Consider the following 12,886-nt stretch of genomic DNA (forward strand, 5'->3'; position numbering starts at 1 on the left):
CGAAAAGCCCGCGGCATGGAGCCGCGGGCCTTCCCGGTGTCGAGCGGATCAGGCGCCGCGCAGCGTGGCACCGAAGCGGGAGGAAGCCAGCGTGACCGCGGCGTCGCGGGCGGCGATGGTCTCCTCGGAGGTGAGCGTGCGGTCGGGGGCACGGAACGTCAGCTTGTAGGCCAGCGACCGCTTCCCCTCCCCTACCTGCGCGGACTCGTAGACATCGAAGAGCGCGACCGACTCCAGCAGCGAGCCGGCGCCTTCGGCGAGGGCCGTGCGGACCTCCTCGGCCGGGACCGTGGCGTCGAGGACCAGGGCCACGTCGATCAGGGCCGGCGGGAACGTGGAGATGTGGACCGCGTCGACGACCTGGGCGTCCGGGAGGGCGTCCAGGTCGAGCTCCATGGCGCTGGTGCGCTTCGGGAGCTCCAGCGTGGAGACGACGGCCGGGTGCAGTTCGCCGGCGTGGCCGACGACAGTGCCGTCGACGACGATCGCGGCGCACCGGCCCGGGTGCCACGGGGCCTGCTCGGCCGCGCGGACCGTGACGCGGGCGTCCGGAACCCCGGCGGCGCTGATCGCGACGCGGGCGGCCTCGATCGCGTCCGCCCAGGTCGCGGCACGGCCCTGGCCCCACCAGCCGGCCGGCTCGACGTCGCCGGACAGGACCGCGGCGAGGTGCCACGGCTGCTCGGGGACGATCGTGTTGGCCTGCGCCCACTCCTCGTCGGTGGGGCGCCGGTCGACGCCCAGCACCGGCGGCGCGGTCTCGGCCAGGTGCGGCAGGAACACCGTCCCGGTCTCGAAGAGGGCGACGTCGCGGTGGCCACGGCCCAGGTTGCGCTTGAGCGTGCCGAGCAGCGGGCCGATCAGGCTCGTGCGCAGCAGCGGCTCCTCCTCGGAGAGCGGGTTGGTGAGCCGCACCGCACTGCGCCGCGGGTCGCCGTCGGGCAGCCCGAGCTGGTCCGCCGAGCCGGGCGCGACGAACGGGTAGGACAGCACCTCGACGTAGCCGTTCTCGGCCAGCGCACGCCCGACCGACCGGCGGCGGCGCTGGGCCGGGGTGAGGCCGTTGCTGGCGCCGGTGGGCGGGAGCACGCTCGGGATGTCGTTGTAGCCACCGAGCCGCGCCACCTCCTCGACCAGGTCGATCGGGGTGAGCAGGTCGGGCCGCCAGCTCGGCGGGACGACGTCACTGCCGGCGACCGTGCAGCCGACAGCGGTGAGCAGCTCGGCGATCCGGTCCTGGGCGTAGGGCAGGCCGATGATCCGGGACGGCAGGTCGGCCGGCAGGTGGATCGCGGCCGGCGGCGCCACGTGGTCGAGGTCCAGGACCCGCTCGTCGGGGGTCCCGCCGGCGTGCTCGGTCAGGATGGCGACCGCGCGCTCCAGCGAGGCGAGGGTCAGCTGCGGGTCGACGCCCCGCTCCCAGCGCTTCGCCGCCTCGCTGAACAGCTTGTGCCGGCGGGCGGTGCGCCCCACCATCACCGGGTCCCAGTGGGCGGCCTCGAGGAGCACGTCGACGGTGCCCTGCTGCCACTCGCTGGTCTCGCCGCCCATGACCGCGGCCAGCGAGATCGGCCCGGTCTCGTCGCAGATCACCATGTCCTCGGCGTCGAGCACACGCGCGACACCGTCCAGGGTGGTCAGCTTCTCCCCCGGGTGGGCACGGCGCACGACCAGGCCACCGCTGATCCGCTGGAGGTCGAAGACGTGCATCGGCTGGCCGAGCTCGAGCATCAGGTAGTTGGTGATGTCGACGGGCAGCGAGATGGTGCGGATGCCGGCCTGCAGGAGGCGGCGCTGCATCCACTCCGGGGACTTCGCCGCGGGGTCGATGCCGCGCACGACCCGGGCGGAGAACCGGTCACAGCCGACGGTGTCCTCGACGGTCACCGCGTACGGCACGTCGGCCGTGCCCTTCTTGTGCTCGATGGCCGCCGGGTCGGTGTAGGACACCCCGAAGTGCGTGGCCAGCTCGCGGGCGATGCCGCGGACGCTCATCTCGTACCCCCGGTCCGGGGTGATCTCGACCTCGACCAGGACATCGTCGAGCCCGACCACCGGACGCGCGTCGACGCCCGGGGCGCCGGCCTGCGCGGGCAGCACGATGATGCCCTCGTGCTCGTCGGAGATGCCCAGCTCACGGGCGGAGCAGATCATGCCGTTGGAGTTGCGCCCGTACGTCTTGCGGGCGCCGATCTTGAACCCGCCGGGCAGCTCGCCGCCGGGCAGGATGACCACGACGAGGTCGCCCTCGGCGAAGTTGCGCGCGCCGCAGACGATCTCCTGCGGCGCCTCGCGCCCGACGTCGACGGTGCAGAACCGGATCGGCTTCTTGAACCCGGTCAGCTCCTCGATGGTCAGCACCCGGCCGACGACCAGGTCACCCTGGATGGTGGCGGCCTGGTCGACGATCGACTCGACCTCCATGCCGAGGTTGGTCAGCGCCTGGTCGAGCCGCTCGGCGGTGAGGTCAGCGGGCAGCGCCACGTACTCGCGCAGCCACGACAGTGACGTCTTCATCGCTTCAGGACTCCATTCCGAAGTTCGTGGTGAACCGCACGTCACCCTCGACCATGTCGTGCATGTCGCTGACGCCGTTGCGGAACATCAGGGTCCGCTCGACACCCATGCCGAAGGCGAACCCGGAGTACGTCGCCGGGTCGATCCCGCAGGCGGTGAGCACCCGCGGGTTGACCATGCCGCAGCCGCCCCACTCGACCCAGCGCGGGCCGTCGCGGTGCTGCGCGAACCAGACGTCGAACTCCGCGGAGGGCTCGGTGAACGGGAAGTAGTGCGGGCGCCAGCGGGTCCGCGCGTCCGGCCCGAACATCGCCTTGGCGAAGTGGTCGAGGGTGCCGCGCAGGTGGGCCATCGTGATGCCCTCGTCGATGACCAGGCCCTCGATCTGGTGGAAGACCGGGGTGTGCGTGGCGTCCAGCTCGTCGGTCCGGTAGGCGCGGCCGGGGCTGACGACCCGGATCGGCGGCTTGCGGCTGAGCATGGTGCGCACCTGGCCGGGCGACGTGTGGGTGCGCATGACCAGGCCGGGCACGTCCACGAAGAACGTGTCGGAGGCGCCGCGGACCGGATTGTCCGGCCCGATGTTCAGCGCGTCGAAGTTGGCCCACTCCAGCTCCAGCTGGGGACCGTCGACGATGTCGTAACCCATGCCGACGAACAGGTCGCCCATGTGGTCCATCAGGGTGGTCAGCGGGTGACGCGCGCCGCGTGGCCGGCGGTTCCACGGCAGGGTGACGTCGACCCGCTCCTCGACCAGGACGCGGGCGGCGCGGTCCGCCTCGAGCTCGGCCTGGCGGGCGTCGTAGGCGCCCTGCACGGCCTGGCGGGCGATGTTGACGCGCTTGCCGGCGTCGGACTTCGCCGCCGGCGGCAGGGAGCCGATCTCCCGGCGGGCCAGCGACACCGGCGAGCGGTCGCCGAGGTGCGCGGGCTTCAGCGCGACGAGCGCGTCGAGGTCCGCGGCCTGGGCGAACGCCTTCTCCGCATCGGCGACGGCAGCTTCGAGCGACTCCGGCGACAGCAGGACGGCCTGCTTCGGATCATACGGATCGTTGCGGTAGGACATGACTGGGCGAACTCCCTCACACCGGATTGCCATCGGGCAGTGTACGGAGGCACGGCTGAGCCGCAGCCCGCCGGTCACAAGGAGTCGCGCAGATGGGTCAGATCCGGCGCCCGCGACCAGCGGGCCGGATAAACAGTTCCCTCGGACCTGACATGGCGGCCAGTCTACCTCTCAGCGTTGGGCGCGAGCACTCGCATACAGGCAGACCGCGGCCGCGGCGGCCAGGTTCAGGCTTTCCGCGCCGCCGTAGATCGGCACCCGTACCCGCCGATCGGCCTTCTGCAGCAGGCCGTCGGAGAGTCCGTGCGCCTCGGAGCCGAACAGCCACGCCGTCGGGGCGCTCAGCAGACCGCCGTCGAGCAGCGAGTCCACGTCGTCCGACCCGGTGCCACTGGTCGCCAGCACCTGCAGGCCGGAGTCCTGGAGCAGGTCCAGCACATCCAGCGGGGCACGGACCACGTCGACGTGGAAGAGCGAGCCCGCCGAGGCACGAACACATTTCCCGTTGTACGGATCCACGGCGTCCCCCGCGAAGATCACCGCCCCCGCGCCGGCCGCGTCCGCGGTGCGCAGAATCGTGCCGGCGTTGCCCGGGTCGCGGATCTCGGCGACCACCGCGACCAGCTTCGGCGACTTCGCCAGCGCCTCGGCGATCGGCACGTTCACCTGCTCGCAGAGCGCGACCAGGCCCTGCGGGCTGACCGTCTCGGCGAGCGCCTCCAGGGCCTCCTCGGTGACCGGGGACACCTCGGGCGCCTGCGCGGTGAGCTCGGCGTGCCGGTCGAGCCCGGCCGGGGTGCCGAAGAGCTCCAGCACGACGCCGGCGGCGAGCGCCTCACGGACCGCCTGCGGCCCCTCGGCGAGGAAGCGGCCGGCCTGATCACGGTCGCGGCGGCGCTGCAGACGCCGGGCGGCGACGATTCTGGGGGTACGCGGTGTGAACATGTGCTCCGGAGGTTTCGTGTCGGCTCCGCGACCCGCTGGGCGTGCCGCTTCGGCTCCGCGACCCGCTGGGCGTGCCGCGGAGGACGTCAGGAACGGAAAACGCCCCCCGATCGCTCGGGGGGCGTTCCTTCGCTTGCGCGAGATCAGGCAGCCTGAGCGGCCGCGCCGCCGGTGCCCTCGGCCGCGACAGCAGCGCGGGCGACCTCGACGATGGCAGCGAACGCCGCCGCGTCGTTGACCGCCAGGTCGGCCAGGATCTTCCGGTCGACCTCGACCTCAGCCAGCTTCAGACCCTGGATGAGGCGGTTGTAGGTCATGCCGTTGGACCGGGCCGCCGCGTTGATGCGCGTGATCCACAGCTGGCGGAAGTCGCCCTTGCGGTCACGGCGGTCGCGGTACGCGTACTGCATCGAGTGCAGCACCTGCTCCTTGGCCTTGCGGTACAGGCGGGAGCGCTGACCGCGGTAGCCGCTCGCGGTCTCGAGCAGGGTGCGGCGCTTCTTCTGGGCGTTTACCGCCCGCTTGACGCGTGCCATTTCAAGTACTCCTTACAGGGGAACGTGTCAGGCGCGCGTCAGCGGCCCAGAAGCTTCTTCACTCGCGGGACGTCGACCTTGGCCACCACGACAGTGCCGGTCATCCGGCGGGTGACGTGGGAGGACTTGTGCTCGAGCAGGTGGCGCTTGCCGGTCAGCTCACGCACGATCTTGCCCTTGCCGGTGACCTTCACCCGCTTACCCATGCCGGTGTGGCTCTTCATCTTCGGCACTTAGAACGCCTCTTTCTGATCTTTCCCCACGACCGGGGCCGTGGGGAAAAGCTGACTACTCTGCTGCTGCTGTGCTGTCGGCGGGTTCGGCCGACGGAACCTCGGTGCCGTCGCCCTCGCGCGGCTCACGGACAGGCTTGGCTCCAGCCGCGGTGGCGGCGACCGCCGCGGCCTTCGTGGCCCGGTGCGGCGCCAGCACCATGATCATGTTTCGGCCGTCCTGCTTCGGACTGGCCTCCACGAAGCCGAGCTCAGAGATCTCCTCGCTGAGCCGGCGGAGCAGCCGGAACCCCAGCTCGGGGCGGCTCTGCTCACGACCGCGGAACATGATCGTCACCTTGACCTTGTCGCCCGCCTTGAGGAACCGCACCACGTGACCCTTCTTGGTCTCGTAGTCGTGCGGGTCGATCTTCGGCCGAAGCTTCATTTCCTTGATGACGGTCTGCTGCTGGTTGCGCCGCGCTTCGCGGGCCTTCAGTGCGCTCTCGTACTTGAACTTGCCGAAGTCCATGAGCTTGCACACCGGCGGCCGGGCCATCGGAGCAACCTCGACCAGGTCCAGATCGACATCCGCGGCCAGCTGGAGCGCGCGCTCGACCGGCACGATGCCGACCTGCTCACCCTCCGGACCGACCAGACGGACCTCTCGCGCCCGGATCTGTTCGTTCACGCGTGGTTCGACGCTGATGGGGCCTCCTCAGTTGCAATCCTCACCCGGCCGGAAGAGGCCGGGCGCTGTCAATGTCGGTCGGCCCCGAATCACCGCTCCGCTGACATGCGGAACGGCCGGGAAAGCAGAAGGCCTCAGCCGCGCGCTGGTTTGAACAAACTCAGACGCGCATGCCAAGGCCCGCTCGACCGGTCATCGACGTCCCAACGAGGAACGTGCCCCGGACAGGGAGAATTCCCTGCTCGGATGACCGGACCCAGCCACGTCGGTGACTCGGGTGGGAACCAGCGGGCTCCTCTTTCGCGTCGCGCTTCGCCCTCTCACGATCAAGAGACCCTCTCACGATCAAGAGACCCTCTCACGATCAAGAGACCCTCTCACGATCAAGAGGCAAAGCACGGCGTGGTCGACTACCCGCTACCTTACCAGGCTCCGCATCAACCCTGATGCCGAGCCTGGTGTCAGGCTTCTTGCGAGGCCGAATGCAGGGCCCGGAGGGTACGGACGCCGTCCACCGCGTAGTCCTTGTCGACCGCCTGCAGAGCGTGGATCGACACCTGCTCGTCGTCGAGCAGCTCCAGCTGCGCCCACGGCGAGTTCCGGTCGAACCGGACGGCACGCACCACGGTCCACGGCAGGTCGTAGCCACCAACCACGTTGCGTACGTGCACGCCCTGGTCGTCGGCGACCACACGTGGCCGGCAGAACGCCAGGATGCCCAGCCCGATCAGCACGCCCAGACCGATCATCGCGGCCTGGTCACCGCGCTGGAAGCTGCCCGAGCCGGGCTGGCCGGCGTTCTCGAAACCGGCCTGACCGTGCAGCCCGAAGCTCAGCACGGTGAAGAGCACGACCACGCTGGCCGCCAGCGAGCCGGCGACCCAGCGGATCCGCTGCGGACGAAAGACCATGTCAGCCATCACAACCTGCAATTCGCGATATCCGTCACCAGGATGGCACGCGCGCCGAGGTCGTACAGCTCGTCCATCACCCTGTGCACCTGGCTGCGCTGGACCATCGCCTCGACGGCAACCCAGCCCTCGCGGTGCAGCGGGGAGACGGTCGGCGACTCGATGCCCGGGGTCAGGGCGGTGGACTGCTCCAGGAGGTCGGCGCGGACGTCGTAGGCGAGCATCACGAAGTTGCGGGCCACCAGCACGCCGTTGAGCCGGCGCAGCAGCTGCGCACTGCCGGCCGGCGGCTCGACCTGACGCCCGATCAGGACGGCCGACGAGCGCATCAACGGCTCGCCGAGCGTAACCAGGCCGGCCTGGCGCAGCGTCGCGCCGGTCTCCACGACGTCGGCGATCAGGTCGGCGACGCCGAGGCGGACGGCGTTCTCCACCGCGCCGTCGAGGCGGACCACCTCCGCCTTCAGGTCGTGCTCCTTCAGGTAGCCACCGACCAGGCCCGGGAACGCGGTGGCGATCCGCTTGCCGCCGATCTGGTCCACCGACGTCATCGTCCCGGCCGGGGCGGCCCAGCGGAACGTGGCGCCGGAGAAGTTCAGGTCGAGCAGTTCCGTGGCCGGGACCCCGGAGTCGATCAGCAGGTCCCGGCCGGTAATACCGAGATCCAGGTCACCCGAGCCGACGTACGTCGCGATGTCCCGGGGCCTGAGGTAGAAGAACTCGACGTTGTTGGCTTCGTCACGACAGACCAGGTCCTTGAGGTCGGTGCGCTGACGGTAACCGGCGTCCTTCAGCATCTGCGAGGCCGGCGCGGAGAGGTTGCCCTTGTTGGGAATGGCGATGCGCAGCATTGACGTGCTCCTTCGTTCTCACGGACGGGTCAGGGGCGCACGTCAGAGATGTCGGTAAACGTCCTTCAGCTCGAGACCGGTGGCGATCATCAGGACCTGTGCCTGGTAGAAGAGCTGCGAGATCTCCTCGGCGGCTCGTTCCGGGCCCTCGTGCTCGGCGGCCATCCAGGACTCGGCCGCCTCCTCGACGACCTTCTTCCCGATGAAGTGGACTCCACGTTCGAGCGCGGCGACCGTGCCCGAACCGGGGGTCTGTTCCGCCGCCTTGCGCTGCAACTCGGCGAACAGTTCTTCGAACGTCTTCACGGGGAACGATTGTTGCAGCTCATTACGGTCCGACTACGAACGGCCCCAGCCCGTGGGACGTCTTTTAAGCTCGCCGTCATGGTCAGCCGTCTCACCCCCATCCTCCTCGGCGGCGCCGTGCTGGCGCTCGCCACCGTCACGGCCTGTTCCCCGGTCGAGGACGACACCACCACATCCACCTCCCCGTCGGCGTCGGTGAACCCCTGCCCGTCCGGCGCACTCACCGGCACGGTCACCGCCGGCAAGATCACGATCGGGACCGACAACCCGGCGTACGAGCCGTGGTTCAAGGACAACAAGCCGGACAACGGCCAGGGCTTCGAGTCCGCGGTCGCCTACAAGGTCGCCGAACGGCTCGGCTACACCAAGGAGCAGGTGGTCTGGACGTCGGTGACGTTCAACAACGCCATCGCGCCCGGGCCGAAGACGTTCGACTTCGACATCAACCAGTTCTCCGTCACCGACGAGCGCAAGCAGGCCGTCGACTTCTCCTCGCCGTACTACCTGGTCCGGCAGACCGTCATCACCACCGAGAAGTCCAAGATCGCGGGTGCCAAGTCGCTCGCCGACCTGAACGGCGCGAAGCTCGGCGCCCAGGTCGGCACCACCAGCTACCAGGCGGTCACCGACATCATCAAGCCGGCCGCGAAGCCGCTGGTGTACAACACCAACGACGACGCCAAGGCGGCGCTGGAGAACGGCACCGTCGACGGCATCGTGGTGGACCTGCCGACCGCGTTCTACATGACCGGGGCCGAGCTGAAGGACGGCGTGATCCTCGGCCAGCTGCCCCAGGTCGGCGTGCCCGAGCAGTTCGGCCTGGTGCTCGACAAGGGCTCGAAGCTGACCGGCTGCGTCAGCGCCGCCGTCGACCAGCTGCGCCAGGACGGCACCCTCGCCGAGCAGGAGAAGACCTGGCTGGCCGACGCGGGAGCGCCTGAGCTCCGGTGACCTACGCGCCAAGTGAACGGCAGCAGGAGCGGATCGCCTTTCGTCGCCGGCAGGCGATCCGCTCGGTCCTGCTCGCTGCCGGATCCACCGTCGTCGTCGGGGTCCTGCTGACCGTGGCCGTCACCGGCTCGCCCGGCTGGCCACGGGTCAAGCGGTCGTTCTTCGACCTGGACACCGCCACCAAGTACCTGCCCGACGTGCTCGAGGGTTTCTGGCTCAACGTCCGGCTGTTCGTGGTCTGCGCCCCGCTCGCGCTGGTGCTCGGGCTGCTCATCGCGATTCTGCGCACCTCGCGCGGGCCGGTCGCCTTCCCCGTGCGGGTGCTGGCCGGCGGGTACACGTACACGTTCCGCGGCCTGCCGCTGATCATCACGATCTACCTGTTCGCGTTCGGGATCCCCGGCCTCCGGCTGCAGGGCACCCCGGACGTGGTGGTGCTCGGGGCGGCGGCCATCGTGGTCACCTACGGGGCGTACCTCGCCGAGGTGTTCCGGGCCGGCATCGAGTCGGTGCACCCCAGCCAGGTCGCGGCGGCGCGCTCGCTCGGGCTCACCCGCCGCCAGGCGATGCGTCACGTGGTGCTGCCGCAGGCGGTGCGACGGGTCACCCCGGCACTGCTCAACGACGTGGTCGCCCTCCAGAAGGACGTCGGGCTGATCTCGCTCGCCGGGTCGATCGACGCGATCCGGGCCGCGCAGATCGGGGCGGCGCAGAGCGCGAACTTCACGCCGTACGTCGTCGCCGCCGTGCTCTTCATCCTGCTCGCCCTGCCGCTGATCGCGATCACCGACCGGGTGACGCTCAACGCGGTCCGAGCCCAGAACGCGGGAGCCTGACGTGCTGCTGTCCTGCACCGACGTACGCAAGGTCTTCGGTGATCACGTGGTCCTCGACGACCTCAGCCTCGACGTCGCGGAACACGAGGTGGTGGCGCTGATCGGGGCCTCCGGCTCGGGCAAGTCGACGCTGCTGCGCTGCGTGAACCTGCTCGCCGAGATCGACGACGGGACGATCCGCCTCGACGGCGAGGAGATCACCGACCCCAGGATCAATGCCGATCTCGTACGGCGGAAGATCGGCCTGGTCTTCCAGAGTTACAACCTGTTCCCGCACATGACCGTGCTGGACAACATCACGCTGGCGCCCACCAGGGTGCACCGGCGGGCCGCCGACGAGACCCGCGCCCAGGCCATGACCTGGCTGGAACGGCTCGGGCTCGCGGACAAGGCCAGGACCTACCCCGATCGGCTCTCCGGCGGCCAGCAGCAGCGCGTGGCGATCGTCCGCGCGCTGGTCAACAGCCCGCGGCTGCTGCTGCTCGACGAGGTGACCTCGGCGCTCGACCCGGAACTGGTCGGCGAGGTGCTCACCATGATCCGGGACCTCAAGAGCGAGGGCATGACCATGGTGCTGGCCACCCACGAGATGGGTTTCGCCAAGCAGGTCGCCGACCGGGTCGCCTTCCTGCACGCCGGGAAGGTGCTCGAACAAGGGCCGCCCGAGCAGGTGCTGGGCGACCCCACCGAGCCCCGGACCCGTCAGTTCCTGAGCCGGATCATCGAAGCCGGACGGCTCTAACTCTTCTCGATCTCGCGGATGGCGAGCGCGGCGTCGAGGACGGCGACCGTGCTCTGCCACCCCTTGTCCTCGATCGAGTCCTCCAGGCCGGCCCGGTCCCGCGCCTGCCCGAGGCTCTGCACGGTCAGCACCCCGTGCGCGACCGGCGTCTGCTCGTCCAGCGCGACCCGGGTCAGGCCGGACGTGACGGCGTCGCACACATACTCGAAGTGCTGGGTCTCGCCCTTGATCACCACGCCGAGCGCGACCACCGCGTCGAACCGCTTGGCCATCGCCTGGGCGACCACCGGCAGCTCGACGGAGCCGGCCACCCGCGCCACGACGACGTCGGTGACGCCGCACGCCTCGGCGGCCGCCTTCGCCCGCTCGACCATGTGGTCGACCAGGTCGTTGTGCCAGCGCGAGCCGACGATGCCGAGCCGCAGCCCGGCCGCGTCGACGGGCTGGGTGTGTGGATCACCGAAGCCGGCCATAGGAATCCCCCTCTGTCGTCATTTTCCGCCTGTCGGGTGCGCCGGTCAGCCCAACGCCTCGAACAGGTGGCCCATCCGGTCCCGCTTGGTCCGCAGGTAACGCACGTTCTCCGGGTGCAGCCGGACCGGCAGCGCCTCGCGGCCGGTGACCCGCAGGCCGTAACCCTCCAGCCCGGCCCGTTTCGCCGGGTTGTTGGTGAGCAGGCGCATCGAGCGCACCCCCAGGTCGTAGAGGATCTGCGCGCCGGTCCCGTAGTCCCGCGCGTCGGCCGGCAGACCCAGCTCCAGGTTCGCGTCGACCGTGTCGAAGCCCCGGTCCTGCAACTGGTACGCCTGGAGCTTGTGCAGCAGCCCGATGCCGCGCCCCTCGTGACCGCGCATGTAGAGCACCACCCCGCGCCCGGCAGCCGCCACCCGTTCCAGGGCCGCGTCCAGCTGCGGGCCGCAGTCGCAGCGCCGGGAGCCGAACACGTCACCGGTCAGGCACTCGGAGTGGACCCGGACCAGCACGTCCTCCCCGTCGGCGAGGTCGCCGTAGACCAGGGCGACATGCTCGCCGTTGTCCGCCGACGTGCGGTAGCCGACAGCGGTGAAGACACCGTGCTCGGTCGGCATGCTGGTCTCCACCACGCGCTCGACCTGCTTGCCCTCCCGCTCCCGCAGGTAGGCCACCAGGTCCGCGATCGTGACCAGCACCAGGTCGTGCTCGACCGCGAACTTCTCCAGGTCGGGGCGGCGCTGCATGGTGCCGTCGTCGTTGACCATCTCGCAGAGCGCGCCGGACGGGCGGCACCCGGCCAGCACCGCCAGGTCGATGGCGGCCTCGGTGTGACCCGGACGGCGCAGCACGCCACCGGCCTTCGCCCGCAGCGGCACGACGTGACCGGGGCGGGACAGATCAGCCGGCTCGGTGTCGGCGGCCGCGAGCAGGCTGATCGTGCGCGCCCGGTCGGCGGCCGAGATGCCGGTGCTCACGCCGTGCCGGGCGTCGACGGCCACGGCGTACGCGGTGCCCTTCTTGTCCTGGTTCGTGTGGTACATCGGCGGCAGGTCCAGCCGGTCCGCCTCGGACTCGGTGATCGCCACGCAGATGTAGCCCGAGGTGTACCGGACCATGAACGCGACCAGCTCCGCGGTGGCGTGCTCGGCCGCGAAGATGAGGTCGCCCTCGTTCTCCCGGTCCTCGTCGTCCACCACGATCACCGGACGGCCGGCGCGGATCTCGGCGATCGCGCGCTCGATGCTCTCAGACATTGCGGCTCCCCAGCATCTTCTCGACGTACTTGGCGATCACGTCGACCTCGAGGTTGACCGGTTCGCCGATGGCCTTGCTGCCCAGCACGGTGTGCTTGGAGGTGGCCGGGATCATCCCGACCGAGAACGTGTCGTCGGTGACCGCCATGACCGTCAGCGACACCCCGTCCACCGTGATCGAACCCTTCTCCACCACATATCGAGCGAGTTCGGCCGGAAGTGAGAAGGTGACGACCTCCCACTGGTCGGCGGGCTCGCGGGACACGAGCTTCGCGACACCGTCCACGTGGCCCTGCACCAGGTGACCGCCGAGCCGGCTGCCGAGCGCGGCGGCCCGCTCCAGGTTCACGTTGCTGCCGACCTGCAGCGCACCCAGCGACGAGCGGCGCAGCGTCTCGCCCATCACGTCGGCGGTGAACACGCCGTCGACGTTGTCGATCACGGTGAGACAGACGCCGTTGACGGAGATCGAGTCGCCATCGCGGGCGTCCGAGGTGACCAGCGGCCCCCGGACGGCGATGACGGCGGAGTCCTCGGCGCCCTCGGTGAGACGGACGATCTCACCCAGTTCTTCGACGATGCCGGTGAACATTCC

General features: G+C 70.1%; 15 protein-coding genes. 3 read left to right on the forward strand and 12 right to left on the reverse strand.

The window, feature by feature from the left end:
- Positions 1 to 48: 48 nt before the first annotated feature.
- The 9 genes from pheT to Acy02nite_RS18255 form a co-directional block, all read right to left on the reverse strand.
- A complete protein-coding gene (gene pheT, locus Acy02nite_RS18215; RefSeq protein ID WP_203742114.1) occupies positions 49 to 2,517 on the reverse strand; it encodes a phenylalanine--tRNA ligase subunit beta in 2,469 nt (822 codons plus the stop codon).
- Between the two features lie 4 nt (positions 2,518 to 2,521).
- Positions 2,522 to 3,583: a phenylalanine--tRNA ligase subunit alpha gene (locus Acy02nite_RS18220; RefSeq protein WP_203742115.1), complete on the reverse strand. Its 1,062-nt coding sequence runs from the start codon at positions 3,581 to 3,583 to the stop codon at positions 2,522 to 2,524.
- A 171-nt stretch (positions 3,584 to 3,754) separates the two neighbouring features.
- Positions 3,755 to 4,528, reverse strand: a complete 774-nt coding sequence (locus Acy02nite_RS18225; RefSeq protein ID WP_203742116.1) for a TrmH family RNA methyltransferase — start codon at positions 4,526 to 4,528, stop codon at positions 3,755 to 3,757.
- A 143-nt stretch (positions 4,529 to 4,671) separates the two neighbouring features.
- Positions 4,672 to 5,064, reverse strand: a complete 393-nt coding sequence (rplT, locus tag Acy02nite_RS18230) for a 50S ribosomal protein L20 (RefSeq protein ID WP_203742117.1) — start codon at positions 5,062 to 5,064, stop codon at positions 4,672 to 4,674.
- A 38-nt stretch (positions 5,065 to 5,102) separates the two neighbouring features.
- Positions 5,103 to 5,297, reverse strand: a complete 195-nt coding sequence (gene rpmI, locus Acy02nite_RS18235; RefSeq protein ID WP_014693393.1) for a 50S ribosomal protein L35 — start codon at positions 5,295 to 5,297, stop codon at positions 5,103 to 5,105.
- Between the two features lie 55 nt (positions 5,298 to 5,352).
- Positions 5,353 to 5,967: a translation initiation factor IF-3 gene (gene infC, locus Acy02nite_RS18240; RefSeq protein WP_203742118.1), complete on the reverse strand. Its 615-nt coding sequence runs from the start codon at positions 5,965 to 5,967 to the stop codon at positions 5,353 to 5,355.
- A gap of 461 nt (positions 5,968 to 6,428) precedes the next feature.
- Positions 6,429 to 6,887, reverse strand: coding sequence for a PH domain-containing protein (locus Acy02nite_RS18245; RefSeq protein ID WP_203742120.1), 459 nt, complete (start codon positions 6,885 to 6,887; stop codon positions 6,429 to 6,431).
- Positions 6,887 to 7,729 (reverse strand): ATP phosphoribosyltransferase, encoded by an 843-nt coding sequence (hisG, locus tag Acy02nite_RS18250; protein ID WP_203742122.1) that lies wholly within the window; start codon positions 7,727 to 7,729, stop codon positions 6,887 to 6,889. Before hisG ends, Acy02nite_RS18245 begins: the two co-directional genes overlap by 1 nt.
- A gap of 42 nt (positions 7,730 to 7,771) precedes the next feature.
- Entirely contained in the window at positions 7,772 to 8,035 is a 264-nt protein-coding gene (locus Acy02nite_RS18255; RefSeq protein WP_203742124.1) for a phosphoribosyl-ATP diphosphatase, read from the reverse strand.
- 78 nt (positions 8,036 to 8,113) lie between these two features.
- Between Acy02nite_RS18255 and Acy02nite_RS18260 the strand changes: the two genes are divergently transcribed.
- Genes Acy02nite_RS18260 through Acy02nite_RS18270 form a run of 3 tightly spaced genes read left to right on the forward strand, consistent with a single transcriptional unit; the run spans position 8,114 to position 10,564 of the window.
- On the forward strand, positions 8,114 to 8,986 hold the full coding sequence (locus Acy02nite_RS18260) for an ABC transporter substrate-binding protein (protein ID WP_203742126.1): 873 nt from the start codon (positions 8,114 to 8,116) through the stop codon (positions 8,984 to 8,986).
- Positions 8,983 to 9,822: an amino acid ABC transporter permease gene (locus Acy02nite_RS18265; protein WP_203742127.1), complete on the forward strand. Its 840-nt coding sequence runs from the start codon at positions 8,983 to 8,985 to the stop codon at positions 9,820 to 9,822. Before Acy02nite_RS18260 ends, Acy02nite_RS18265 begins: the two co-directional genes overlap by 4 nt.
- A 1-nt stretch (position 9,823) precedes the next feature.
- A complete protein-coding gene (locus Acy02nite_RS18270) occupies positions 9,824 to 10,564 on the forward strand; it encodes an amino acid ABC transporter ATP-binding protein (protein ID WP_203742128.1) in 741 nt (246 codons plus the stop codon).
- Here the strand turns inward: Acy02nite_RS18270 and ribH are convergent.
- Genes ribH through Acy02nite_RS18285 form a run of 3 tightly spaced genes read right to left on the reverse strand, consistent with a single transcriptional unit; the run spans position 10,561 to position 12,883 of the window.
- A complete protein-coding gene (gene ribH, locus Acy02nite_RS18275) occupies positions 10,561 to 11,037 on the reverse strand; it encodes a 6,7-dimethyl-8-ribityllumazine synthase (protein ID WP_203742129.1) in 477 nt (158 codons plus the stop codon). The genes Acy02nite_RS18270 and ribH overlap by 4 nt on opposite strands.
- A gap of 45 nt (positions 11,038 to 11,082) precedes the next feature.
- Positions 11,083 to 12,291: a bifunctional 3,4-dihydroxy-2-butanone-4-phosphate synthase/GTP cyclohydrolase II gene (locus Acy02nite_RS18280; RefSeq protein WP_203742141.1), complete on the reverse strand. Its 1,209-nt coding sequence runs from the start codon at positions 12,289 to 12,291 to the stop codon at positions 11,083 to 11,085.
- A complete protein-coding gene (locus Acy02nite_RS18285; protein WP_203742142.1) occupies positions 12,284 to 12,883 on the reverse strand; it encodes a riboflavin synthase in 600 nt (199 codons plus the stop codon). The genes Acy02nite_RS18280 and Acy02nite_RS18285 overlap by 8 nt, the downstream gene beginning before the upstream one ends.
- Positions 12,884 to 12,886: the final 3 nt, after the last annotated feature.

It is taken from the genome of Actinoplanes cyaneus (assembly GCF_016862095.1).
Classification (GTDB): Bacteria; Actinomycetota; Actinomycetes; order Mycobacteriales; family Micromonosporaceae; genus Actinoplanes; species Actinoplanes cyaneus.

Excerpts from the sequence above, each read along its gene's own strand:
- pheT (WP_203742114.1), bottom strand. The coding sequence starts at position 2,517 with ATGAAGACGTCACTGTCGTGGCTGCGCGAGTACGTGGCGCTGCCCGCT.
- Acy02nite_RS18220 (WP_203742115.1), bottom strand. The coding sequence starts at position 3,583 with ATGTCCTACCGCAACGATCCGTATGATCCGAAGCAGGCCGTCCTGCTG.
- Acy02nite_RS18225 (WP_203742116.1), bottom strand. The coding sequence starts at position 4,528 with ATGTTCACACCGCGTACCCCCAGAATCGTCGCCGCCCGGCGTCTGCAG.
- rplT (WP_203742117.1), bottom strand. The coding sequence starts at position 5,064 with ATGGCACGCGTCAAGCGGGCGGTAAACGCCCAGAAGAAGCGCCGCACC.
- Acy02nite_RS18245 (WP_203742120.1), bottom strand. The coding sequence starts at position 6,887 with ATGGCTGACATGGTCTTTCGTCCGCAGCGGATCCGCTGGGTCGCCGGC.
- hisG (WP_203742122.1), bottom strand. The coding sequence starts at position 7,729 with ATGCTGCGCATCGCCATTCCCAACAAGGGCAACCTCTCCGCGCCGGCC.
- Acy02nite_RS18260 (WP_203742126.1), top strand. The coding sequence starts at position 8,114 with ATGGTCAGCCGTCTCACCCCCATCCTCCTCGGCGGCGCCGTGCTGGCG.
- ribH (WP_203742129.1), bottom strand. The coding sequence starts at position 11,037 with ATGGCCGGCTTCGGTGATCCACACACCCAGCCCGTCGACGCGGCCGGG.
- Acy02nite_RS18280 (WP_203742141.1), bottom strand. The coding sequence starts at position 12,291 with ATGTCTGAGAGCATCGAGCGCGCGATCGCCGAGATCCGCGCCGGCCGT.
- Acy02nite_RS18285 (WP_203742142.1), bottom strand. The coding sequence starts at position 12,883 with ATGTTCACCGGCATCGTCGAAGAACTGGGTGAGATCGTCCGTCTCACC.